Source organism: Streptomyces cinnabarinus, assembly GCF_027270315.1.
GTDB lineage: Bacteria > Actinomycetota > Actinomycetes > Streptomycetales > Streptomycetaceae > Streptomyces > Streptomyces cinnabarinus.
Map to the genome: position 1 here is coordinate 181,703 of NZ_CP114413.1, position 23,387 is coordinate 205,089.

Genomic DNA, 23,387 nt, shown 5'->3' on the forward strand with positions numbered 1-23,387 from the left:
CCCCGGGCGGGGAAAACAGCGCGGCGCCTCCCCCTGGAGGCGGATAGCCGGATCCGCCTGCCGACGGGTTACGACGTCTCGGGCCTGCAAATACGATGGCGGCTCAGGCGCGTCGACCATCACGGTCCGAGCACCGGGAATCCTGTAATGGAGCGACGATGAACCGCACGGCACAGCCTGCCGGGACGCCGGTACGCAGCGTGTCGTCCAAGTTCCATGGCCCCTTTGTCCGTTGGCCGCGGACCGCGGACGCCACCCTCGCCCTCGCCCTGTTTCTCGCGGCGACATTCCTGGAGGAAGGTCCCGGAGACGCGATGGCCGTCCGCCCCATCGCCGACATCCCCCTGCCGGTCTTCCTGCCCTACATCGCGGCGGGCGCCGCGCTGTACTGGCGTCGGAGCCGGCCGATCGAGGTCATGTGCGTGGCGCTCGCGTCCTGGGCACCGCTCATGGGCAGCAGCTACTCCACCCTCGGCGGGATCGTGATCGTCGCGCTGTACAGCGTCGGACGGCATGCCGACGACCGGCGATGGGGGCCCCTCGGCGTCGTCGCGGCCGCCGCCACGGCCACGATCGACTGCCTGCTCCTCTCCGTCCCCTGGGGACAGATCAGCTTCGGCTGGCTGGTCATGTCCGGGGCCTGGTACATCGGCCGACGGCTGCGGCTGCGCGCCGAGCGCGCTGTCCAGCGCCGTCAGGAAAAGGCCGCCGAGGCACGGCGGATCGTCGCCGAGGAGCGCACCCACATCGCCCGGGAACTGCACGACGTGGTCGCCCACCGGGTGAGCATGATGACCGTGCAGGCCGGTGCCGCCCGGATGGTGGCGGCCGAGGACCCCCAGGGCGCCCTGGAGGCGATGACCGCTGTCGAGGAAGCGGGACGCCAGGCCCTGGACGAACTGCGCCACCTGCTGGGGGTGCTGCGGCCCAAGACCGAGCGCGACGGGCTCGGTCCCCAGCCCGGTCTGGCCGATCTCCCCCGGCTCGTCGCACAGGTCCGGGAGGCCGGGCTCGACGTCTCCCTCACCGACGACATCCACGCACCCCTCCCGGCCCGTGTGGAGCTCTCGGTGTACCGCATCGTCCAGGAGGCACTGACCAACGTGCTCAAGCACAGTGGCCCGCAGACGCGCACCGAAGTGCGCCTCGGGCACGAGAAGCACGGCCCCGGCATCACCGTCGAAGTCCTCGACGACGGCAAGGGCGCCGCCCTCCGGTCCGTGTCCGACGCCGCACCTGCGGGCACGGGCGGCCATGGGATCGTCGGCATGCGGGAGAGGGCCCTGCTGCTCGGCGGTACTCTCGACGCGGAACCGCGCCCCGGCGGCGGTTTCCGGCTGACCGCCCATCTGCCCGTCCAAGGGGAGCCCACGTGACGATCCGCGTCGTCGTCGCCGACGACCAGGCGCTGGTCCGCCGTGGCTTCACCATGATTTTGCGGATCCACGACGACATCGAGGTCGTGGCCGAGGCCGGCACCGGGCGTGAGGCGGTCGAGACGGCACGCCAACAGCGCCCCGACGTGGTCCTGATGGACATCCGCATGCCCGAGATGGACGGCCTCGAAGCGACCTCCCTGGTCCTGCGGGAAGCCGACTGGCCGGTACGCGTACTGATCCTCACCACGTTCGACCCGGACGAATACGTCTACGAGGCGCTCCACGCCGGAGCCAGCGGCTTCGTCCTGAAGGACATTCCGCCGGAGCAACTCGCCGTCGCCGTACGCACCGTGGCCGAGGGAGGAGCCCTGCTGGCGCCCTCGATCACGCGACGCCTCATCGACCAGTTCGCACAGCGCCGCGTCGTCAGCCCGGCCACCTCGGGCCGCGTGGGACGGCTCACCGAGCGCGAGCGCGAGGTCGTCATCGCCGTCGCCCGGGGCGCGAGCAACTCGGAGATCGCCGAGCAGCTCTTCATCGGTGCCGCGACCGTCAAGTCGCATGTGTCGAGCATCCTGACCAAGCTCGGACTGCGCGACCGGATCCAGATCGTGATCTTCGCCTACGAGAGCGGACTCGTCGAGGCGGGCGACCACGACGTCGGCCACTGACGGCTGGGCAGCGCAACGGCGGGACCCACTGGTGTCGTAGCAGCGGGTCGGACAGCATGCGGCGCATGGACTGGATGCCTCTGCTCTCCACACTGGCCGGTGCCGCCATCGGCATCGCCGCCACCCTGATCGCCGATCGCAACAGATGGCGGCGCGAGGAAGCACGACACGCTCTGGAAGTGCGGCGCGCTGTGTACACCGAGTACGCCTCCGCCCTCAAGGACGCGGGCGAAGAGATACGGGCCGTCGCCCTGGGCGATCACATGACCGAGTCAGCGCGTGACGCGGCGGTACGCGAAGCCTTCCGCGGGACCGGACTGCACACGGCGAGCGAACAGCTCTGGCTCATCGGCCCGAGCCTCGTCGTGACGGCTGGGAACGAGGCGTTCCACAGCCTGCGTCGGATGCGCGACGCCTACGCCCGCGGGGTGGCGGTCGGCTCCGCCGAGGACACGGCCTTGATCCAGCAGCGCCGCACTGCCATGGCTGAGATGCGCCGCCGCATGCGTGCCGATCTGGGCATCGGGCCCCTCGAACTCGACTGACCACCGGCCGGAGAGGATGCCACGCTCGGTCAGTACCGTGTCCGGTGATCAGTGGGTTGCGGAAGGGGGCGGGCCATGCGCCAGGACGACGTGGTGACGGTTTCGTATGCCGTGGGGTGGGACGCCGGTGCCCGCCGGGCGTTCGGTTCGTTGACGCGGACGCAGGCGCAGGAGCGGGACGGAGAAGGCGAGCCCTACGTGGTGCTGCACCGGGTCCCCGGGCGCGCGGTCCCCGCCGAGGTGCACCTTGTCGCCTGGCGTGACCACTTCGTCGGGCAGTGGGTCTACGACGAGGCGGGCCGCCGCACCCACGAGATCGACCTCCGACTCCTGGACGACGACCGGCTGTTCCTGAGGCAGTACGTCGAACGCCGGTATGCAGCACCGGAGCAGCCCGACCTGGCGCCGGATGCCTGGCGGCTCAGGGTGGAACTCCTCCCCGGTGAGCGCGGCAGGAAGGTGCTGGAGGAACGCGGCCAGGACGGCGGATCGTTCCACACCCTGGCCGATGTTCCGGAAGAGCAACGGTGGTACGACCGGGGCGAGTTCGGAGTCCGGGCGACCGCCGACCCGGCCCCGCTGCCGGAAGGGGCGGAGGCGACTGCTGGGGGCGCCGAAGAGCCCGTGTCGCTGTGGCGCCCACCGCGGCCCATGCGCCTGGAGGAGTCGGTCGACGACCTGTTCCAGCCGGGCAATCCCTACCCCGTCGAGCCCTGGGAGAAGACGCGGACCGCCGCACCACGGCACATCGCCACGCTCCGCGTCCCGACCGGACGACTGGCCGTCTCGGACCCGCACGACCACAAGCCCCGGGAACTCACCGAGCGCATCCCCCCGGGCGAGTACGCGCTGGAGACGGCCGTCGTCGTCGGCGAGGGCGAGTACGGCGGGGACCGCTTCCCCGTCACCGAGGAGCCGGCCGTACGGCTGCGGATCCGGGACGAGCCCGCTGCCGCCTGGGAGTTGGCGCTCAGCGAGGGCGAGGACCCCCGTCTGCTTCTCGACGGCCACGCCTACGGCTTCAGCACCGACGGCGCGGCCGGCAGCTTCGCCGACGCCGCGGCCTGGGAGACGCTGTCCGCGAAGGTCGGGCGCTACTACAAGGAACAGGACACGGACGCATGCGAGTCCATCGGCGAGGGCCACCTGCGTGCCACCGACGAGGCGACCGGCGCCGACCTGGTGTCGTTCTACACGGGCGGCGACGGGACTTGGCCGGTGTGGCTCGGCCGCTCCGGCAGCGGCGAACTCGTCTCGGTCGTGGTGATCACGTCGTATCTCTAGCGGGCCGGGCGGCAGCTCACGCGTCACCGTCGGACTTCTCGAAATAGGCGGCGCTCTCCGCGTCCGCGGGGTAGTACGACTCTACGGCGATCTCGTCCAGGGTGAGGTCCATGGGAGTACCGAACGTGGTGATGGTCGAGAACAGGCTCAGCTCTCGTCCGCCGAGACGCAGGACCATCGGGATCACGACGTCGGACGCGACCGACCGCCCGGCCGCCTCGGCCTCCCCGGCAGTGGATGCCAGCAATTCCTCGTACAGCGCGGTGAGTTCGGCACTGGGAGCGACGGCGAGTTGACGCCTGATCCGGGTGCGGAACATCACCCGCACGTCCTCCAGGTTGACGACCAGGGAGGCGAGGCCGCGCGGGTCGAGTCCCAGCCGTACGAGATTGGCCGGCGGCCGGAGCAGGTCGGGATCGACGTCGGCGAAGAACGGTTCGACGGCGCGATTGGTCATCACGATGTTCCACCGGCGGTCGAAGGCCAGCGCCGGGTACGGCTCGTGCGCGCGAAGCACTCTCGCGACCGCGTCCCGGGCCGCCGACAGGGCGTCGTCGTCGAGTGGCCGCTCGGTGTAGCGGGGCGCGAAACCGGCCGCGAGCAACAGCCGGTTGCGTTCACGCAGCGGCACATCGAGCTGCTCCGCGAGCCGGAGCACCATGTCGGCGCTCGGGTTGGTCTTGCCCGTCTCGACCAGGCTGACATGGCGGGCCGAGACATCGGCCGCGATCGCGAGATCGAGCTGGCTCAGTCGTCGCCGATGCCGCCACTGCCGCAGGAGTTCCCCGACCGTGTGCATGGTCATCGAGCGTACTCATCGTGGCGCTGAACGCCATGACATGCCATGTCATCGACAACCGCGACGGCCGGGGCGAACACTGCGGCCATGACCACAGACAACAAGACCCTCGTTCAGCGGGCACTGGCGGAACTGCTCGAAACCGGCAGCGTCGATGTGCTCGCCCCGTTGCTGAGTGACGGCTTCGTCCACCACCGGCCGGACTCGACCTCCTCGACCAAGGCGGAATGGCTCGCCTCCGTACAGGCCGCGATGACCCCGCTCGCCGATATGCGGGTCGAGGTCCTCCATGTGCTGGCCGACGGTGATCACGTCATGATGCACTCGCGCCGCCGCCTCCCCGACGGAGGGCCGGAGATCACGGTCGTCGATATCTTCCGCATGGACGAAGGACTGGTCGCCGAGTGCTGGGAGACCATCGAGCCGACGGCTCACGCGGCCGCCAACCTGGCGTGGTGGGAGCCCGCCGGGCGGTGAGCTCCGGCGGGCTCCCGACAAGCTGAGGCCGACCCGGTCAGTGGACGTGCGGGCCGTCGGTCGGACGCGGCTTGCCCCGCGGTACGAGGCCCAGGGCGATGACGGCTGAGACGGCGGCCGCTGTCGCGCACAGGGTGAACGCGTCACCGAAGCCGCCCACCGAGCCTCGCTCGAAGCCGGAGGCCGCGACGGTGGAGACGACCGCGACACCGATCGAACCACCCACCTCGTGGAAGGTGTTGACGACTCCGGACGCGAGCCCTGCCTCACTGTGCTCCACCATGGCCAGTGCGGTCGTCGTGGCGGTGACGAAGACCGCGCCGAGGCCGAAGGCCGCGATCACGAAGCCCGGCAGGAGACCGGCGTACACGCTGCCGGTCTCCGCCAGCCGGGTCAGCGGGAGGGTTCCGGCGGCCGCGACGGCCATGCCTGCCACGGCGGTCGGGCGGCTGCCGATCCGCCCGACCAGCCGGGACCCGAGGTGGGCGCCGACACCGGTGGCCACGGCGACGGGCAGGAACACCAGCCCGGTCCTCAGCGGGCTGAAGCCGCGGATGTGCTGGAGGTAGACGGAACCGAGGAAGAAGTACGCGATCAGCAGGGCCGTGGCGACCAGCATGAGGAACGCGCCCGCGAGGACCGGTCGCCTGGTGAACATCCGCAGGTCCATCAGCGGGGTCCGGGCCGCTCGTTCGACGGCGGCGAAGGCCGTGTACGCCGCCGCCGCGCCGAAGAGAGGCAGCAGGGTGGAGGTGTCCGACCAGCCGCTGTCGCCCGCTTCGACCAGGCCGTAGATGAGGGCCGCGGTGCCCGCGGTGACCAGCAGCGCGCCGGGGAGGTCGAGGCGTGCGTGCTGCGGGACGCGGGCCGGAACGAAGGCGGGGAGGGCGCCCATCAGGAGCAGTCCGACGGGCACGTTGATGTAGAAGACCCACTGCCAGCCGGGTCCGTCGGTCAGCGCTCCGCCGAGGAGTACGCCCGCCGCGGAGCCGGTGCCGCCGATCGCCGCCCAGACGCCCAGGGCCTTGTTGCGTTCGGTGCCGTGGAAGCTGGTGGTGACCAGGGACAGGGCGGCCGGGGACAGCAGGGCCGCGCCGACGCCCTGGCCGATCCGGCCGCCGAGCAGCGTCGGGGCGTTCTGGGCCAGGCCGGTGACCAGTGACGCCGCGGTGAAGAGCACGAGTCCCGCGAGCAGGGTGCGGCGGGCGCCGAGGGCGTCGGCGAGTCGGCCGCCGAGCAGCATCAGCCCTCCGAAGCAGAGGGTGTAGGCGGTGACCACCCAGGTCAGCGTCTCCCGGCCGAGGTCGAGGTCGGCCGCCATCTGGGGCAGGGCGACGTTCACGACGGTGACGTCGAGGACCAGCATGAACTGGGCGAGGCAGATCAGTGCCAGGGCTGTCCAGCGGCGCGGGTCCGCGGTCGGGTGGTGGTCGTGTTCGGCCGTGTGCGGGGCGTCGGCTGCGGAGTGGGTCATGACGCGTCCTTCTGGTGTGTGGTTCCGGTTGCCTCCGCGCCACGGGGCGGCGCGAGGATCAGGGCGAGGAGCGCACCTGCCGCGGTGACACCGGCCGCGGCGAGCAGCGCCGGGGACATGCCGTCGACGAAGGCACGGCGGGCGTCCTCGACGAAGGCCGTTCCGGCCTCGCCGGGCAGGCGTTCGGCGAGAGAGAGGGCGGTGCCGAGTGATTCCTTGGCGGACTCCAGGAGTCCCTCGGGAACGAAAGAGGCCGGGGTGTCGTCGAGCCCGGCGCGGTAGCGGCTGGACAGCAGGCTGCCCATGACCGCGACCCCGGTCGCCGCGCCGAGTTGGATGGCGGCGCTGTTGGTGGCCGAACCCACGCCGAGGTCCGTGTCCGGCAGTGAGCCCACGATGGCGTCGCTGGTCACGGTGATGACGAACCCGGCGCCCGCGCCGAGCAGCACCATCGCCACCAGAGCCCGGTCGTAACCGTCCGTCGCCTCGACGGTGGCGAGCACCACGGCGGACATGGACAGCAGAGCGAGTCCCGCGGCGGATACGGCGCGCATGCCGAGGCGCGGCGCGAGGAGGCCCGCGAGTGGTCCGGCGACCAGCAGGGCGAGTGCGGCGGGGCCGAGCCGCAGCCCGGTCTGCCCAGGGTTGTACCCGAGCACGAACTGGAAGTGCTGCACGGTCACGAACAGCGTGCCGATCAGCGCGAACGAACCCAGCAGCACCAGCAGGTCACCGGCCGCCAGGGCGCGGTGCCGGAAGATCCGCAGCGGCAGCATCGGGGAGTCGGTTCGCCGCTGCCAGGCGAGGAATGCGGCCAGTAGGAGGGCGCCCGCCGTGAAGGAGGCCAGCACGGCGGGGCTCGTCCAGCCGCGGTCGGGCCCTTCGATGACCGCCCACAGCACGCTCGCCACGGCCGCGACGGACAGCAGCGCCCCGGCCGGGTCCAGCCGCCCGCTTTCGGGCGCACGGGAGTTGGGCACCAGCAGTGCGGCGGCGACCAGGCCCGCGATGCCTATGGGGAGGTTGATCAGGAACACCGATCCCCACCAGTAGTGACTCAGCATCCAGCCGCCGACCATCGGCCCGATCACCGTCCCGATACCGACGGCCGCCGACCAGATGCCGATCGCCTTGGTTCGCTCGGCACCGCGCGGGAAGACGTTGCCGATGACGGCGAGCGTGGCAGGCATGATCAGTGCCTCTCCGACACCCATCGCACCCCGTGCGAGCACCAAGGTGGCGACGGATCCGGCGTACGCGGCGACGACGGACGCCACCGTGAACAGCGCCAGCCCAGCCATGAAGATCCACTTGCGGCCGAGCCGGTCCGCCAGGCTGCCGCAGAACAGCACCAGGCTGCCGGACATCAGCGCGTAGCTGTCGACGATCCACTGCAACTCGCTGGTGGAGGCGCCGAGTTCACCGACGAGGGTGGGCAGGGCCACGTTCAGCACGGTGGTGTCGAGCCCGACGACCAGCATGCTCACGCACACCACGGCGAGGGTGAGCCCGCGCCGGACCGGTGGGTCGCCCGTCTCCGGTGAAGCGGTCGGCTGATGAGTCACAGATGGCACGACGTCCCCTTTCACGCGCACGGCCCCACTCGGCCGGCGCTCCCATCTGAACCGTACCGTTCAGTTCACATGAACTCAACAGTACAGTTCACCTGAGTGCTAGGGTCGAGGTCATGAGCGTGGACAGCGTCAAGCAGCCCCCCAGCGGACCTCGCGCCGAGCTCAAGCGACAGGCCATCGTCCGGGCCGCCCGCGAGCTGTTCCTGCGCGAGGGCTTCGGCGTCGGCATGGACGCCATCGCCGCCGCGGCAGGCGTGTCGAAGGTGACCGTCTACAACCACTTCGGCAGCAAGGAAGCCCTGTTCACGGCGGTCATCACAGGCGCGCTCGACGAACCGCTCGCCGGAGAGTCCGCGGCAGCGCTGGAGGGCCTGGCCGACGCCGAGGACCTGCGCACCGCCCTCGTCGAGGCGGCCCGCACCTGGGTCCACGCCGTCCGCACCAACCACGAGGTCACCGCCCTGCGCAACCTCGTCGCCGCCGAGATCCACCGCTTCCCCGAACTGGGCGAGGCCTGGAGACACCACGGCACGGAGAACCACCACCCCGCGGTCGCGGGCGCCCTGCGCACCCTCACCGAGCAGGGCCGCCTGGAGATCCTCGACCTCCAAGTGGCGATCATCCAGTTCTACGGTCTTCTCGTCTTCCCCCACATCGTCTTCAGCTCCTACGGCACCCACATCGACGAGGACCTGACGGACCGTCTCATCACCAGCGGCGTCGACATGTTCCTGGACCACTACGGCCCACGGAGCGCATAGCACCGCCCAGCAGGGGCGGGGCACTGCGCAGTGCCCCGCCCCTGGGCCGAAGGCCGGTGGGTCAGGCGGTCGCGGCCAGCGGCTCGGCGGCGGGCGGTGCCGCCAGTCGGCCGGTGCGGTGCAGGCCGTACAGCGCCGCCGCGCAGGTCAGTCCCAGCGCGGTCAGCGTGATCCACGGCAGGGCGGGCACCCCGGCCGCGCGGGCGGCGTCAAGCGAGGCGCCCGTGCCGAGGTTCCCGACAGTGATGCCGATGCCGCAGATCGTGTTGTAGAGCCCGTAGTGCGTGGCGACGAGCCGGCCACCGGAGAGGCGGACGATGGTGTCCATCTCGAACGGGTAGGCGATCATCGTGCCCAGGGCCAGCAGCAGCGCGGCCAGCGCCGGCGGCACCGCCGCCGGCAGCCACAACCCGATCCCGGCCTCCGGCACGGGTACGGCCGTGGCGAGCAGCAGCGGAACGAAGGCCAGCCCCATCGCCGCCAGCCCACGCACCAACGCCTGCCCGGGCTCGTACCGCGCCTTGCACCACGCCGTCACCCGTGTCTGACCGAGGATGGTGCTCAGCCCGGACACGGCGAACAGCGCCGCGACCGCCGCAGTGCCGAACTCCCCGTCGCCACCCAGCCGTCGGACCTCCAGCGGCAGCGCCAGGTACACCTGGAAGGACAGCACGTACGACCCGATCATCGCGACGGAGAGCAGCAGGAACGACCGGTTGGCGAGGATGCCCCGCCACTGGGCGAGCACACCCGCCCTGCCGTCGCTCCCCTTCCGCTGGTCTTCCTCGGCCCGCCGGGCGGGCAGCGCGCGGATCTGTACGACGCTCAGCAGCGCGAAGATCCCCGCCGCCACCAGGCAGGTGACGCGGAAGTCCACCCCGGTCAGCACCATGCCCACCAGTGGGCCCAGCAGGATTCCCGCCTGGTAGAACACATTGAACAAGGCGAAGGCCTCGACCCTGCGCTCCCCCGAGTCGGCCGCGAGGTACGCCCTGACGGCCGGGTTGAACAGCGCCCCGGCCAGCCCGGTGGCCGCGGACGCGGCCAGCAGCGCGGGCAGCGAGTCCACCAGTCCGAGCGTCGCGAAGCCGAGGGTGCGCAGCACGCACCCGGCGACGATCAGCGGCTTGTAGCCGATCCGGTCGGCGAGCGTTCCGCCGACCAGGAACATGCCCTGCTGACTGAAGTTCCGCACGCCAAGGACGAGTCCGACGATCCAGCCGGCCAGACCGAGCGTCCCGGACAGGTGGGCGGCCAGATAGGGCATCAGCATGTAGAAGCCGAAGTTGATGGTGAACTGGTTCGCCATCAACAGCTGCACACTGCGTTCGTACGACCGGACCTGGCCGAACAGCCCCCTCACCGGCCCTCCTCGGAGGTACCGGACTCGGCAGCCGAGGCTTCGTCGGCGCGTTGCAGAGTGAGGGGATCGACGACGGTGGTGCACCGGGTCCACCGCGTGACCTCCTTCTCGTCCAGGTGGTCGATCAGTTCCGGTTCGGGCGCCGGTGGGGAGTCCAACAGCCCGTGGGCGGCGCAGTAGTCATCGTCATAGACGGTCCCGAGGTAGCGCTGTGGCCCGTCAGGGAAGATCGCGACGATCCGTGCGTCCGCCGGCGTCGTCCGGGCCAGCCACCCGGCCACCAGCGCGACCGCGCCGACGCTCCATCCGCCGGTGGCGTAGTGGGAGGCGGCCAGCCGGCGGCAGGTCCGCACCGCTTCGGCCGGGGCCACCCAGTGCACCTCCGAGAAGTTCTCGTAGGCGACATTGCGGGGGTAGATGCTGGAACCGAGCCCGCGCATCAGGCGGGGACGCGCGGGCTGGCCGAAGATCGTCGAACCGGTCGTGTCCACTCCGACGACGGTCAATTCCGGGTAGAGCTGGCGCAGCACCCTGGACACTCCCGCCGAGTGGCCTCCGGTGCCGACACTGCACACCAGCACGTCGATGTGGCCCATCTCGGCGGCCAGTTCGAGAGCCAGCGGGGTGTAGGCGGCGACGTTGTCGGGGTTGCTGTACTGGTCCGGGCACCAGGAGTCGGGGTGCTGCTCCAGCAGCCGCTGCACACGTTCGCGGCGGGCCTGCTGCCAGCCGCCCGTGGGATGCGGCTCGGAGACGACGTTGACCTGGGCGCCGTACGCGCTCAGCAGCCGGGTCATGGACAACTCCAGCCCCGGATCGGTGACCAGCGTCACCGGGTGGCCGTACACCATCCCGGCCAGCGCCAGCCCCAGACCCAGAGTCCCGCTCGTGGACTCGATGATCCGCCCACCGGGCCGCAGGTCGCCACGTGCCCGGGCCCGCTCCACCATGTGCAGCGCCGGACGGTCCTTGATTCCGCCAGGATTGAAGCCCTCGAGCTTCGCCCAGAAGCCACGCCCCGCCGGAGCCAGCGGCTCCGACACCCGCAGCAGTGGGGTGTTGCCCACCAGTCCGGACAGGGCGGACCGGCCCGGGGCGACCGCGGCCTTGGTCAATGACTGCATGTCTGTGTGTTCACTCTCGCTCGATGAATACCGCGTGCGGGTTCATCTCGCGCCCCATGGCCGTGAAACGGTGCTCAGGCCACGGGCCGCGGCAGCCGCCGATTCGGTCGGCTGCGAGCGGGTGGTCTAGATCCGCCACCGCGACGTTCGCACCAGCGCCACGCGACCGTTGCGTGAGCCGCGACGTCTGCGGCCTTCGCGCCGCGGGAGGGGGTGTCCCAGTGCGAGGGACACGGCAAGGAGGACGACGACGGCCGTCGCGCCGAGCGGAACATCCTCACCCGGCTGCGCGGCCGTACGCACGATGGCTTCCGCCGCGCAGTCCTCGACCTCGTGGGGAGCGTGGGGCCCGTGCGGGTGGTCGACCCCTGCCGTCGCCGAGATTCCGGCGGGCTCGGAGACGGCGGCGTGCGTCTCCTCGGACACGCCGTGCAGGACGGTGCACAGGATGAGCGTCATCACGAAGAGGCCGCGGACCGCCGAGGCGCATCGGCGCCACAGGGGCGAGTCGGATGGGGCGTGCGCGGGCGTACGGGAACAAGTCGGCACAGGTCCTCCGTGCTGCTGCCGTCTCCGGCAAAGTCGGAGCGAGGCGCAGACATGGGTGGGGGCAGAACGGTGCTGGAGGAGTCCGTACTCCTAGACCTGCTGCACGCCCGAGAGGGATCTCGGAGACACGGGAGAGGCCCCGTCCATGGGCCTGCCGGCGGCTGACCCGCGTACGGTTCCGGCGGCGTCGGAACTGGTCGATTCGCGAACCGACGCCGCAGAGCAGGGCGACCCCAGGGCAGAGACCTGCTGAGGCTGTCCGGATGCACAGTGCTCGCCCGGGTGGGACATCCCGTGGCCGCCGTGGTGATCGTCGGTGGCGGCGGCGAAGAGTGGTGCAGGAGCGTCGGTTTCATGCCGCACACCGTCAACCCGCAGGGTGACGGGGGCGGTTGCGCTGGTGGAGAGACCTCCCTGGACGCTGTCCACATGAATGCCGTGCGTCACGAGGAAGCCGGACAACAGCACCACGAAGGCCAGCACGCGCGGCAGCGGACCCACACCTGAGCGGGTCCTGACGATGCGCCAGGGCGACCAAGCCGTAACCATGCCGTGATCCTAACGGCCCATCGGCTCTGATCGACGACGACGTGGCACACGACGCCGGCAACCGGGGCCGGATCAAGGCACGGCCATGTCGACCAGGCGGCGCAGCGCGTCGGCCCGTACGTCCAGGGCGACCTCCCAGAACGCCTCGTCGTAGCCGCCCGCCCGGGTGGTGCGGAGTGTGAAGTTCGGGGTGTCGGCGACGGTGATGAGGTTCCGCTGCACCTTTCCGGGCAGGAACAGGATCTGGTCGGCCTTGAACTCCAGCGGGCCGTGCCCCGCGACGTCGACGCTCAAGGAGTCGCCCCGCCGCAGATGGAAGCGGACCTGGGCGCGGCCGATCTGCTTGCCGGCCTTCTGTGCCGCCCGCGGCATCTTGATCTCGGTCTCCACCAGAATCGCGAGGAATGTCTTGCCGTCCGGGAACTCCCCGACGCTGACGTGGACGAGGTCCACGAACTTGCGGCGGGAACGACGGGGACCGGTGACCGCCAGATCGATGCCGGTGGTGACCGCCCCGAAGCTGGCGGGCGTGACCACGTCCTTGCCGCGCGCGTCGACGAGCCCGACGCCCGGCCGCCGGAAATTCGCCAGCTGCGCCTGCGCCATCAACCGGAGCCCGGGTTGCAGCTCCCGGGAATTGCGCACCAGCACCTCCAGCAGTTCACCGACCAGATGACTGCGCATTCGGCGGAGCTTGGCCCGGCTCGCGCGGGTGTATCCGACGCGGTCGAGCATCGTCACGAACAGGTCGGCCAGTTCACGCACGTTCGATACGCCGAAGTCGGCCGGGCCGAAGGTGTTCTTGCCCTGCTCGCGCAGCACCCGGGTGAAGGCGTCCACGAAAGCGGCGCGGAGCAGGTTGCGGTCCGGCGCGCTGATCGAGGCAACGCGGCCGAGCCTGCGCCATGCCTTCAGCAAGCCCGACATGGTGGGACGCTCGGCCGGGTTCAGGTCGGCGACGGAGTCCCACAACCCTGGGGGGAGCCTGCCCTGCAGTTCCTTCAGCGCCTTGGTCCGCCGCTGCCTGCGGCCCAGCCGAACAGCACCCACGATCAGTTCTCCTCGCCGAGCAGCGTGTCCAGGTCCTGGTAGTAGCCGCGCAGCAGCAGGGCTTCCTTGACGACCGGCCATCGCGCGCCGGCCGCGGTCAGGGCGAGCTCGATCAGCAGTTGCTGGCTCATGCCGGTCAGCAGTCGCTGCCGGTAGGCGCCCAGCTCGCCGAGCCTGCCCAGCCCCTCGATGGAGAACGCGTCGGGGTGGACGAGCTGCTGGTCCTGCAACTCGGCCAGTTGGGAGAGCTGTCCTGCCACTGAGGTGATCGTGTGCATGAGCAGGACGAAGTCGGCCACGGCGACCGCACCACGCAGAGGCACGGCGGCCTCGGGTGCCGGGCTCACGAGCAGGGCCAGGGAGGCCGCGGCGGCCCCTTTGGAGAACGCGGACCAGAACGCCGTCAGGGCATCGTCCTTCAGCCGCCGCTCCGCCAGCACGCGGGCCAGGGTCGTGACATAGCGGCTCCAGACGGTGTAGGCCCAGCTGTCGACCGGTATCCGCTCCTCCTCGACGAGCTGGTGCAGCGTCGGCTCGTGGACGACGGGGAACCAGCCGCCGTCCTTGCCGAGGCGGTCGACCGCCGCGTCGACGACCGCCCGTTCCGGCCCCTCCGCGGGAACTTCGAGCGCACCCGGCCCCGGCCGGTCCAGCTGCACGAGGGAGGTGCCCGGCAGCAGAAGGTTCACTTTGCTGCGGTCCTCGTCGATCTGCCCGGCGAGCGCGTCCAGGCGAGCGTGGAGCTGCCACAGGGCCGCGCCGAGCACGTTCTCCATGTCGTCCCTGGTGAAGCCGGGGGCCAGCGCCTCCAACGCCAGCACACCGAACGGGGAGTGGTCGTTCATGATCTGCACGATGCCGCCGTACAGGGCGGTCGCCGTCTCCTCGAGGCGAGCCGCCTCCGCGTCCTTCACGTCCAACTCGCGGGCGAGCTGCGTCTCGCTGCTGAGCGGGCGTCCTCGGGCGCGGGCGCGCCGCATCATGTCCCGCAGGCGCTGGACATGGGTGCGCATCCCGGCCACGCGCTGCAACTCGGCCTCGTAGCGGACCCGTTGGCCGACGGCCGCGGTGAGCGCGTCGAACAGTGCCTGGGTGGGTGCCTGCTGTCCGAAGGTGAAGGTCTCGATGTCCTCCTCGGCGGTCGCGTCCGCCCCGACCGGGCGCTCCACCGTCCTGACGGTGCGCACGATGCCGTAGTGGGCCCAGGCGTTCTCCAGAGCGCCGGCCGAGACACTCAGACGTGTGGTGATGCGCGCGGCTGCCAGCCGTTCCAGGTCGGCGAGTGTGTCCCTGATCATGCCGCCGAGCAGTGTGCGGGTCTGCTCGTAGAAGCGGGTGGCCGGTGCCCACACCGATGTCGGCGGGATGCTGCCGCGAAACAGCGACCGGACGGCGGTGTCGACGCGCCGGATGCCCTCCCAGCCGTCGTACAGGTAGAGATCGAACAGTTGCTGCCACAGTCCCCCGTCGAGGACGACCAGTTCTCTGCCCTCGCCGTTCGTGACCTCCAGATGGGGGGCGGCGCGGCGGCCGAGCGCGGCCAGGTAGCGCTTCAGCCGTACGTCGTAGGCGGCGCGGGTCCGCTCCATCAGCCTCTGGTCCTCGGGGAACGGGGCCTCCTCGGCTTCGGGGTCCTCGTCGAGGCGTGCGACGGACGCGGCAGGCAGCCGTGGGGTGATGGCCACCCGTACCGGGGTGCGCGGCTCCCCGCTGTCCGGTGCGGTCAAGACCCGTCCCGGTCGCGTTCTTGTCTGGCCTTGCGCTCGGCGGCCAGGTCGGGCAGGGCGGTGTCGCTGTCGTGCAGGTACACCAGCGACGTCGGAATCGTGAACTCCCAGGGCTCGCCCTCGGGTTCGGCCCCGTAGCGATCGTCCTGCCGGCGGCGCAGCTCGTCGTGCAGCGGCAGGTAGAGCGGATCGCCGATCACCGGCGCGGGCCCTCCCTCCCACGGCTCACGCGTGGCGAGGAAGTGCAGCACGGCGTCGTCGTAGGCGGGCGTGACGGCGACCAGCACCCGGGCCGCTCCCGCCTGGAGGAAGGCGGTCATCGCCGGATCGGTGTCGTCCGAGCGCGCGAGGAGTTCCATCCACCTGGGCGGGGTGGCCCAGAAGTAGGGGTAGCAGAGGTGTGCGAGGTTGTCCCAGTCGAAGGCCTGCTCCAGGAACTGGATGTAACTCCCCTTGCGGCGGGCGATGTCGAGCTTCGGGACGGGGTACCCCGTCTCCTCCTGTGTGGTCCTCCAGACGAATCCGGCTGCGGGGTCCGGGGTGAGCCGGGTGACGTCGTGCTGCACTGAGCGGACGCCCATCGACTCCCACCCGGTGAGGAGGTCGTCGGCGGCGTCCGCGGCGTACTCCTTGGTGATCATCGCCAGGCACTGGCGGCGTACTTCGGTGCGGATGAGCTCGGCGTTGAGCGCTTCGGACGTGCCCTGCAAGAGGTCGTTGAGCACCACGGCCTCGATCTCGGACATGCGCTGGGTGTACGCGGACAGCGCGCTGTCGTACTGCTGTCGCCGGGTCCGGTCGAGTTCGTCCGCGCGCGCCTTCTCCACCTTGTGGATCGCCGCGTAGACCTTGGTCCGCCAGTCCGTCAGCGCCTGGGTACCGGTCAGCGACAGCTGCCCGCTGATCATCATGCGGTACAGCTCGATGTCCTGGAAGACGAGGACGACGTCCACGTCGTCGCGCGTGAACACGTACGGGGATGTCGCGGCGTACTCGGTGCGGCTGCCGAGCGGCACGTAGATGCGGTTGTCCTCGGCCTCCCAGATGCTGGAGCCGTCGATCTCGATCCGCACGAGGTTGCGGTCCGCTTCCTCCTCCGGCGGCTGATGATGGTCGTCGAACTGGAGCTGGCCGGTGAGGAACAGCCTGTCCAGCCGATAGCCGGTGGCGCCCGGCAGGGAGCACTTGAGGGCCTTGGTGTACCACTTGTTGCTCCCGTCCACCCCCTCCTCCTTTTGCAGCGAGGCGCCGGACTGGGTGTCCACGAAGGTGACGGTCCTGGTCAGCGGGGGATGGCTGAACGCCGACAGGTCGTAGGTACGGCGTAACTCGTCGAACTTCTCAGGAGTGATCTCCTCCGGATCCGCAACTGGCATCCGGACCTGGACCGGCGCGGGTTCGGCCGGTTTCCGGGGAAGGTCCAGGCGCGCCTCGTACGCGCGCAGCCGGGCCGCCACGAAGAGCGCCGCGGGTTCGGGCAGGACGAACTCGAACATCATCCGCTTGCCGTAGGTGAACAGCTGGGCCCGGTACCGCTTGTCCACCCACCGGTAGATGCCCGACACATGCTCGGTCGAGGCGGACAGCACGTGCTTGTTGGTCTCCTCCGTCTCGAAGACTCGCGTGCTCGTGCGCTGTTCGGTGGTACGGGTCTGCACTCGGGAGACCGCTTTGCTGACGAGCTCCCTGGAGAAGCCCTGCGCGGTCTTGTCGGCCGTCCCGTCGGACCGGTTGTAGGCGAACCCCGCCCCGACCGTGGCCAGTACGACCTTGTTGTCGTAGCGGACGCTGGCGTTGGCATTGACGTTGAGGTCGGTCTTGAGGGAGTTCTCCACCTCGCGCTTCAGCTCGAAGCGGTCCGTCGACTGGGTGTCCTTGCTGGTCTCCTCCTCGAACGAGCCGGTGAAGGAGTAGGTCTCCTCGCTCTTCTCCAGCCGCCGGTGCACGCGCTCCTTGGTCTCCCCCTTCATGATGTTGTGGATGTCGCAGATCTCGCCGGGCGTGTACTCGACGAGCCACTGCTTGACCACCTTGAAGTCGCCTACGCCCAACGGCTTGAGGTCGTTGAACGGATGCGGGTAGTGGAAGAGCCGGGCGAACAGCGGATGGACGACCGGCCGTGCGGCAAGGTAGGCGGCCGCGTCCTGAGCGGTGCCCACCAAGGGGAACCCGGACACCGGGGCCTTGCCGTCCCAGCGGGCCAAGGCCGGGTACCGCAAGGCGAGGAGCCGGATGATCCGCTTGTCCCGCTCCGTGGGACCGGGACCCTTGCACCGCGAGTGGACTTCGTCGGTCGCGAGCGCCTCCAGCAGGTGCAGCGCCCGCAGCCCGGCGATGATCTCGCCGAGGTCGATACTCGTCAGCCGGCGGAGGACGTACAGCAGGTACAGCGCTTCGAACAGGCCGCGTACGGTCGCCTCGAAGTCGGCGTGGTGTCCGGTCCCGTCGTCCGAGAAGACGCACGCGCTCAAGTCCGCGCCGAAGGCCGTGCGGTAGCAGGCCGCCATCCGCTTCAGGCCGAGTCCCGAGACGGCCGGCAGGGCGGTGACCACGGCCCCGACCTGCGGCACGTACGGGGCGTTCACGTCGGTGAGTCGTGTCGGCAGCACGTAGTACAGTCCGCCGCGGACGATCACGGCGCGCTGGTCGAGCTGCTCCAGCCGGAGCTTGCGGGCCGTGCCGCCGGTGGGATGGGGCGCGGTCGGCCCGACCTGTCCAAGCAGCTCGGCCACCAGCGCGTCCATCGCGTCGTCGTCAGCCGGCGGTGTCTCCGGAAACACGTGCTTGAAGACCAGCGCCCCCAGCGGGGAGTACTCCTCGATGGTCGGGGGGTCGGGGACATGGGTTCCGGGCGGTGTGTGAAGGAAGTCGCCGTCATGGATGTAGTTGCGGCGCAGCGACTCCGGCGGCACCGGCTCGGGTGAGCGGATGAGTACAAAGTCGAGAATGGAATCCGCGTCCTGGCCCGTGTCAGCCATGTTCCCCCCGATCGATGAACCCGTCCCCGACCGCATATGCCCCTCCTCAGTGAAGCACCGGTCGCGCCAGGGGTCAGCCCTTTCCTACGGCGCAACCTTCGCGGTCGGCGCGCTACGCGCGTGGTACCGGTCCGTCGCCCTGGGAGCGGCACCGCACGGCATGACACCGTGCCTGCCGGGCGGCGGCCGCGCTCGCGGCACTGTTGGCGTTGATCCACACCAGCACATCCAGCGCACCCCTTCCCCGCCCCGTCCTCCCTCGGCACGTCCGCGCATGTTGAGCGGCGCCCTCACAGTTTGAGGGTGAACCAGATGGTCTTGCCTTCGTCGGTGGGGCGTACACCCCAGCTGTCCGTGAGGGTCTGGACGAGGATCAGGCCGCGTCCTGATTCCTCGTGGTCGCCGGCCGGGCGGGGCTGAGGTAGGTGCGAACTGCGGTCGCTGACCTCCACCGTCAGGTCGCAGTCGGTGCGGCACAGGCGCAGGCCGATGGGGCCCTGCGCGTGCTGAACCGCGTTGGTGAGGACTTCGGAGAGCAACAACCGCGCATCGTCCGTCGCCTTGGCGCAACCCCAGGAGGACAGCGCCTTGCCGAGAAACGCGCGCGCCTCCGGCACGGAGGAGGGGACCGCGGGCAGGTCCACGCTGACGCTGGCCAAGGGAGCTGCCGGCAGCTGGGTCAACAGCAGCGTCACATCGTCGTTGTGGCCCTCTGCGTCCGGGAGCAGGGCCTCCAGCACATGGTCCGCCACCATTTCCAGGCTCGGATCGTCGCTGGTGAACAGCCCTTCCAGCGCCGCGGACAGCGCGGCGAGCTGATCCCCGATGTCGCTGCCGGGCGTTTCGATCAGACCGTCGGTGTAGAGAACGAACGTGGCCCCCGGCTCGATCACCACCTGCGCCTGCTGGAAGAGGACACCGCCGACGCCCAGAGGCGTGTTGACGGGTGAGGGCAGGCTGCGCACACCCTGACCAGGAGTGGCTATGAGAATCGGCAGGTGTCCGGCGGAGCAGAAGCTCACCTCGCCGTCGTCGGCGGCGATCACCAGATAGCAGCAGGTGACGAGTTGATCCGGTACGTCCAGGTCGGCCACGCAGCTGTCGAGGGCCTGCATGAGCTGGCGGGGCTGCATGCCCGTCTTGGCCAGGGCGTGCGCGGCCGACCTCAACTGGCCCATCACCGCGGCCGCTTCCAGGCCGCGGCCCATCACATCACCGATCAGCACCCCGACGCGTCCCGCGCCGAGCGGAATGAGGTCGAACCAGTCGCCGCCCACGCCCGCGCCCTGGGTGGCGGGCCGGTAGCGGCTCGCGGTGACGAGACCGGGCACCGCGGGCGGGGTTCCCATGAGGCTGCGCTGCAAGGTCAGGGCGACGTGGCGCTGTTGCTCGTAGAGCGCGGTCAGTTCGGCCTCAGCCCTCTTGCGGTCGCTGATGTCGCGCACGATGGCGCAGGCGCCGACCACGGTGCCGTCCGGAGCCCGGGTCGGCCAGAGAGTGACGTCGACATCCAGCAGACGGCCGTCCTCGGTGGCCCGCAACGTCTCGAAGTGCTCGACCTTCTCCCCCTGACGCAGCCGCTCCAGGAGCTCATCGATCTCGCCCTCGTGGCCGGGCGGCGCCAGCAGACCGACATGGCGGCCCATGACATCGGCGGCGGCATAGCCGTAGAGGCGTTGCGCGGCGGCGTTCCAGTAGGTGATGTGGCCGTCGAGGGTCTTGGCGAGAATCGCGTCCTGGGACGACTCGACCAGCGCGGCGAGTTCGTTGATCCGGGCTTCGGCCGCCTTGCGTTCGCTCACATCGCGCACGGCGGCCGAGACCAGCAACCCGTCCGCGGTCTCCAGCGGACTGAGGCTGATCTCGACGGGAAACTCCGTCCCGTCCTTGCGCAGACCGTGCAGTTGCAGCCCGGCCCCCATCGGACGTACTTGCCGTGTCGTGGAGTAGTCGTCGCGGTGCCTGGCATGAGCGTCGCGGAAGCGGCCCGGGATGAGCACCTCTACCGGTCTGCCGAAGAGTTCCTCACGCTTGTAGCCGAACAGCGCTTCGGTCTGTGCGTTGACCAGCTTGATGGTCCCGGTGTCGTCGACGATCACCATCGCGTCGGGCGCCGCCTCCAGCAGCCCTCGGAAGCGCGCCTCGGCTGCCTTGCGCTCGCTGACATCGCGTACGGCGGCCGAGACGAACATCCCCTCGTCGGTCTCCAGGGGGCTGAGGCTGATCTCGACCGGGAACTCGGTCCCGTCCTTGCGCAGACCGTACAGATCCAGCCCGGCTCCCATGGGGCGCACCTGACGGCTGGCGAAGTACCCGGCTCGGTGCGTCGAGTGGTGACCGCGGAAGCGTTCCGGCACGAGCACCTCTACGGGGCGGCCGAGCAGTTCGTCACGGCGATACCCGAACAGCGCCTGGGTCTGCGCGTTGACCAGCTTTATGGTGCCGGTCTCGTCGACGATCACCATCGCGTCAGGGGCTGCCTCGAGCAGTCCCCAAAACCTTTCCTCGGCATGCTCGCCCATACACACCCCAATGGTCCCGCCCACGAGTGGGGCCGTGACATCACAGCGCACTACCGGGCCATCCACCCTCAAATGACCGCTACTGGCCGCACTCCAACCGAACCTGCGCGTTGCGGCAACATTCCATGGTCGACCTGACCTGTCCGCCACGACTGCTCCGGTCAACCTCTGGCTGGTTGGGGGACACATACGCAGCGAGATCGAGGCTTCCGGCACGACTACAGGCGGATGATGACCAGGGCGGTGTCGTCGGTGTTTCCCTTCGGCGGGAGAAGGTCGGCCAGCAGGGCGTCGGCGAGGGCATCGGGGTCGGCCTGGCGGTGCCGGGTGAGGGAGTCGGCGAGGCGGTCGAGGCCGACGTCGATGTCCTCGTCGCGGCGCTCGATCAGACCGTCCGTATAGAGGACCAGGACGCTGTCCGCCACGAACGGCGCACTGGCCTGAAGACGGGGAACGTGTTCGGGGCGGGCGCCGAGCGGCGGATCGGTGGCCCCGTCGAGGAAGGTCACGGCGCCGTCAGGGCTGAGCAGGGCGGGCGGCGGGTGACCGGCGCAGCTGTAGACGATGGAGCGGTCACCCCAGTCGACGAACGCTGTGGCCGCGGTGCTCGACTCGGCGCCCTCGACCGAGCGGGCGTACAGCCCCAGGGCATCCAGGGCCTGACCGGGGCCGTCCGCGACACGGCAGGCCGCGCTCAGGGCACTGCGCAACTGCCCCATGGCGCACGCGGCCACCAGCCCGTGGCCGACGACATCGCCGACGGAGGCCGCGAGGCCCCCGTCGGGCAGATCGGCCAGGTCGTACCAGTCGCCGCACACGTTCAAGGCGCCGATGGCGGGCCGGTAGCGCACGGCCGTACGGTGCCGGCTCGGGCCGGGCACCGGCAGCATCGCCGCTTGGAGGGCCAGGGCGACCTCACGTTCGCGGGCGTGCGCCTTGCGCAGCCTTTCATTGAGTTCCTGGAGCTCACGAGCCCGTGTGTACAGCTCGGCCTCCAGCACCCGGTCCCGGGTGTCGCCGCCCCGGCGGCCGAAGGCGCGGATGAGGTCGGTGACCTCCTCCACCCGGTGCACGATCAGCACCGCCCGCCCGTCGGGGCCGAGGACGGGCGCGTTCACCGGGCTCCAGTAGTGCTCCTGCCACTGGCCGGGCCTATGGGGATCCTCGATGTCGTAGCGGAGCAACGCCATGGTGTCGCGCTCGCCCGTGGCCAGCGCCCGCTCCATCGACTCCCGGGTCTCCCGCATTCCGGCCGCGGCCGGCTCATTGGGGTTCTCGGGGAACACATCGAAGATGTAGCGGCCCAGTACCTGCTCGCGGGTGCGCCCGGCCAGCCTCAGGAAGTCGTCGTTCGCGTCGACGTAGACCAGGTCAGGGGTGAGCAGGGCCACCATGCCGGGCAGGGCATGGAAAACCGCCGCATAGTCGATCTGCGGATCCCGCATGTGCTGCCCTGCCTCGGCGCCGACCGTGAGTGAGTTGTTCCACGATAGAAGCGAACGCATCGAACGGCCCCGGCACTACTCCCTTCGGGGGCCGGACGATCATGTGTACGGACCCGCGGCGGCGGTCACCGGGAGCGGGTCGGCGCCGGGCGCACTCATGCCCGTATCGCCGGCGTGAGGACCTCCTCGCACCACTGACGGAAGGACGTCGGGCTCACGGCCCCGGGGCTGCGCGGCACACCGTCGTCCAGGCCCTCGTCCTTGGACCGCATCATGTCGACGTAGCCCTCCACGAATGCCTCTCCCGCGCCCTGTCCGGCAAGGGCGGCGCGCAGTGCGTCGTACGTCTGTCGCTCGTAGCGGACCGGTCGGCCGAGCACGTCGGACAGGGTGCGTGCCATGTCGTCGGCGGAGAGATTCTCGGGGCCCAGAACCGGGACCTCGCCCGTTCCCGTCCAGGAGCGGTCGAGCACCAGGTGGGCGGCGGCCGCGGCGATGTCCTGGGTGGCGGCCATGGGTGCCTTGCGGTCGGCGGCGACGGTGTCGACGAACACGCCGTCGTCGCGGATGGAGTCCGTCTGCCACAACAGGTTGTCCATGAAGGACGGGTTGGCCAGCGCCCGGTAGGCCACGCCGGTGCTCGCGATGAGGTCGTCCATGGCCAGGGATGCCGTCACCAGTCCGGCGTGTCCGGCGACGGCGGTGCCGCGGCCGAGGGCCGAGACGCCGACGACATGTCCGACGCGGTACTTGGTGAGGGCCTTCGCCGCGGCGCGGGTGAACCCGGAGTACGCGGCTTCCACACTGGGCGCCCGCCGGTCCACCGGGGCCACCCAGAATACGGCGTCGGCGTCGGCGAAGGCCCGGTCGATCACTTCGGCATCGCCGTGCGACCCGGTGATGACGTCAACGTGGTTGCGGACCGTGCCGGGGAGTTTGTCGGGGTCGCGCACGATGACGCGCAGTTCTTCGTCGCGACCGGAGGTCTCGTTGAGCAGGAGGTCCAGGAGTCGGCTGCCGATCCTGCCGGTGGGTGTCGTGATGACGATCATGTTGTGAGTCTCACGGCCCGCCAACTGCACCGTCCAATACCCTTTCCGGCGATTGATACCGTGC

General features: G+C 70.2%; 19 protein-coding genes. 7 read left to right on the plus strand and 12 right to left on the minus strand.

What is annotated here, in order from left to right:
* The first annotated feature begins 158 nt into the window (after positions 1-158).
* The 4 genes from STRCI_RS00840 to STRCI_RS00855 all read left to right on the plus strand — a co-directional run bounded on the left by STRCI_RS00840 (position 159) and on the right by STRCI_RS00855 (position 3,879).
* Positions 159-1,376 (plus strand): sensor histidine kinase, encoded by a 1,218-nt coding sequence (locus STRCI_RS00840; RefSeq protein WP_269656820.1) that lies wholly within the window; start codon positions 159-161, stop codon positions 1,374-1,376.
* Positions 1,373-2,050 carry a response regulator transcription factor gene (locus STRCI_RS00845; protein ID WP_269656821.1) on the plus strand — a complete coding sequence of 226 codons (678 nt, stop codon included), beginning with the start codon at positions 1,373-1,375 and terminating at the stop codon, positions 2,048-2,050. Before STRCI_RS00840 ends, STRCI_RS00845 begins: the two co-directional genes overlap by 4 nt.
* 65 nt (positions 2,051-2,115) lie before the next feature.
* Positions 2,116-2,595 (plus strand): hypothetical protein, encoded by a 480-nt coding sequence (locus STRCI_RS00850; RefSeq protein ID WP_269656822.1) that lies wholly within the window; start codon positions 2,116-2,118, stop codon positions 2,593-2,595.
* A 75-nt stretch (positions 2,596-2,670) separates the two neighbouring features.
* Positions 2,671-3,879 carry a DUF4241 domain-containing protein gene (locus tag STRCI_RS00855; protein ID WP_269656823.1) on the plus strand — a complete coding sequence of 403 codons (1,209 nt, stop codon included), beginning with the start codon at positions 2,671-2,673 and terminating at the stop codon, positions 3,877-3,879.
* A gap of 16 nt (positions 3,880-3,895) precedes the next feature.
* Here the strand turns inward: STRCI_RS00855 and STRCI_RS00860 are convergent, their stop codons facing one another.
* Positions 3,896-4,678, minus strand: coding sequence for a helix-turn-helix domain-containing protein (locus tag STRCI_RS00860; protein ID WP_269664460.1), 783 nt, complete (start codon positions 4,676-4,678; stop codon positions 3,896-3,898).
* Between the two features lie 87 nt (positions 4,679-4,765).
* Here STRCI_RS00860 and STRCI_RS00865 point away from each other — a divergent pair, with 87 nt between their 5' ends.
* On the plus strand, positions 4,766-5,155 hold the full coding sequence (locus STRCI_RS00865) for a nuclear transport factor 2 family protein (protein WP_269656824.1): 390 nt from the start codon (positions 4,766-4,768) through the stop codon (positions 5,153-5,155).
* A 37-nt stretch (positions 5,156-5,192) separates the two neighbouring features.
* On the opposite strand, the gene STRCI_RS00870 is transcribed toward STRCI_RS00865, so the two are convergent.
* Both STRCI_RS00870 and STRCI_RS00875 read right to left on the minus strand, forming a co-directional pair.
* Entirely contained in the window at positions 5,193-6,629 is a 1,437-nt protein-coding gene (locus STRCI_RS00870) for an MFS transporter (RefSeq protein WP_269656825.1), read from the minus strand.
* A complete protein-coding gene (locus tag STRCI_RS00875) occupies positions 6,626-8,203 on the minus strand; it encodes a DHA2 family efflux MFS transporter permease subunit (RefSeq protein WP_269656826.1) in 1,578 nt (525 codons plus the stop codon). The genes STRCI_RS00870 and STRCI_RS00875 overlap by 4 nt, the downstream gene beginning before the upstream one ends.
* Positions 8,204-8,316: 113 nt before the next feature.
* On the opposite strand from STRCI_RS00875, the gene STRCI_RS00880 reads away from it, so the two are divergent.
* On the plus strand, positions 8,317-8,964 hold the full coding sequence (locus STRCI_RS00880; RefSeq protein ID WP_269656827.1) for a TetR/AcrR family transcriptional regulator: 648 nt from the start codon (positions 8,317-8,319) through the stop codon (positions 8,962-8,964).
* A gap of 61 nt (positions 8,965-9,025) precedes the next feature.
* Here STRCI_RS00880 and STRCI_RS00885 read toward each other — a convergent pair whose 3' ends face one another.
* The 3 genes from STRCI_RS00885 to STRCI_RS00895 all read right to left on the minus strand — a co-directional run bounded on the left by STRCI_RS00885 (position 9,026) and on the right by STRCI_RS00895 (position 11,910).
* A complete protein-coding gene (locus STRCI_RS00885) occupies positions 9,026-10,327 on the minus strand; it encodes an MFS transporter (protein ID WP_269656828.1) in 1,302 nt (433 codons plus the stop codon).
* Positions 10,324-11,451, minus strand: a complete 1,128-nt coding sequence (locus STRCI_RS00890; protein WP_269656829.1) for a PLP-dependent cysteine synthase family protein — start codon at positions 11,449-11,451, stop codon at positions 10,324-10,326. The genes STRCI_RS00885 and STRCI_RS00890 overlap by 4 nt, the downstream gene beginning before the upstream one ends.
* A 126-nt stretch (positions 11,452-11,577) precedes the next feature.
* Positions 11,578-11,910, minus strand: coding sequence for a hypothetical protein (locus tag STRCI_RS00895; RefSeq protein WP_269656830.1), 333 nt, complete (start codon positions 11,908-11,910; stop codon positions 11,578-11,580).
* Between the two features lie 384 nt (positions 11,911-12,294).
* Between STRCI_RS00895 and STRCI_RS00900 the strand changes: the two genes are divergently transcribed.
* Positions 12,295-12,507: a hypothetical protein gene (locus STRCI_RS00900; RefSeq protein WP_269656831.1), complete on the plus strand. Its 213-nt coding sequence runs from the start codon at positions 12,295-12,297 to the stop codon at positions 12,505-12,507.
* Positions 12,508-12,621: 114 nt separating this feature from the next.
* On the opposite strand, the gene STRCI_RS00905 is transcribed toward STRCI_RS00900, so the two are convergent.
* From STRCI_RS00905 to STRCI_RS00930, 6 genes are all read right to left on the minus strand, one after another.
* On the minus strand, positions 12,622-13,599 hold the full coding sequence (locus tag STRCI_RS00905) for a hypothetical protein (protein WP_269656832.1): 978 nt from the start codon (positions 13,597-13,599) through the stop codon (positions 12,622-12,624).
* A 2-nt stretch (positions 13,600-13,601) separates the two neighbouring features.
* Positions 13,602-15,326 carry a hypothetical protein gene (locus STRCI_RS00910; protein ID WP_269656833.1) on the minus strand — a complete coding sequence of 575 codons (1,725 nt, stop codon included), beginning with the start codon at positions 15,324-15,326 and terminating at the stop codon, positions 13,602-13,604.
* Positions 15,323-18,304 carry a hypothetical protein gene (locus STRCI_RS00915; RefSeq protein WP_269656834.1) on the minus strand — a complete coding sequence of 994 codons (2,982 nt, stop codon included), beginning with the start codon at positions 18,302-18,304 and terminating at the stop codon, positions 15,323-15,325. The genes STRCI_RS00910 and STRCI_RS00915 overlap by 4 nt, the downstream gene beginning before the upstream one ends.
* 290 nt (positions 18,305-18,594) lie before the next feature.
* A complete protein-coding gene (locus STRCI_RS00920; RefSeq protein WP_269656835.1) occupies positions 18,595-20,826 on the minus strand; it encodes a SpoIIE family protein phosphatase in 2,232 nt (743 codons plus the stop codon).
* A 218-nt stretch (positions 20,827-21,044) separates the two neighbouring features.
* Entirely contained in the window at positions 21,045-22,271 is a 1,227-nt protein-coding gene (locus STRCI_RS00925) for a PP2C family protein-serine/threonine phosphatase (protein ID WP_269656836.1), read from the minus strand.
* Positions 22,272-22,426: 155 nt separating this feature from the next.
* The gene (locus STRCI_RS00930) at positions 22,427-23,323 is read right to left on the minus strand and encodes an NAD(P)H-binding protein (RefSeq protein ID WP_269656837.1); all 897 of its coding nucleotides are present in this window, start codon (positions 23,321-23,323) and stop codon (positions 22,427-22,429) included.
* Between the last annotated feature and the right edge of the window lie 64 nt (positions 23,324-23,387).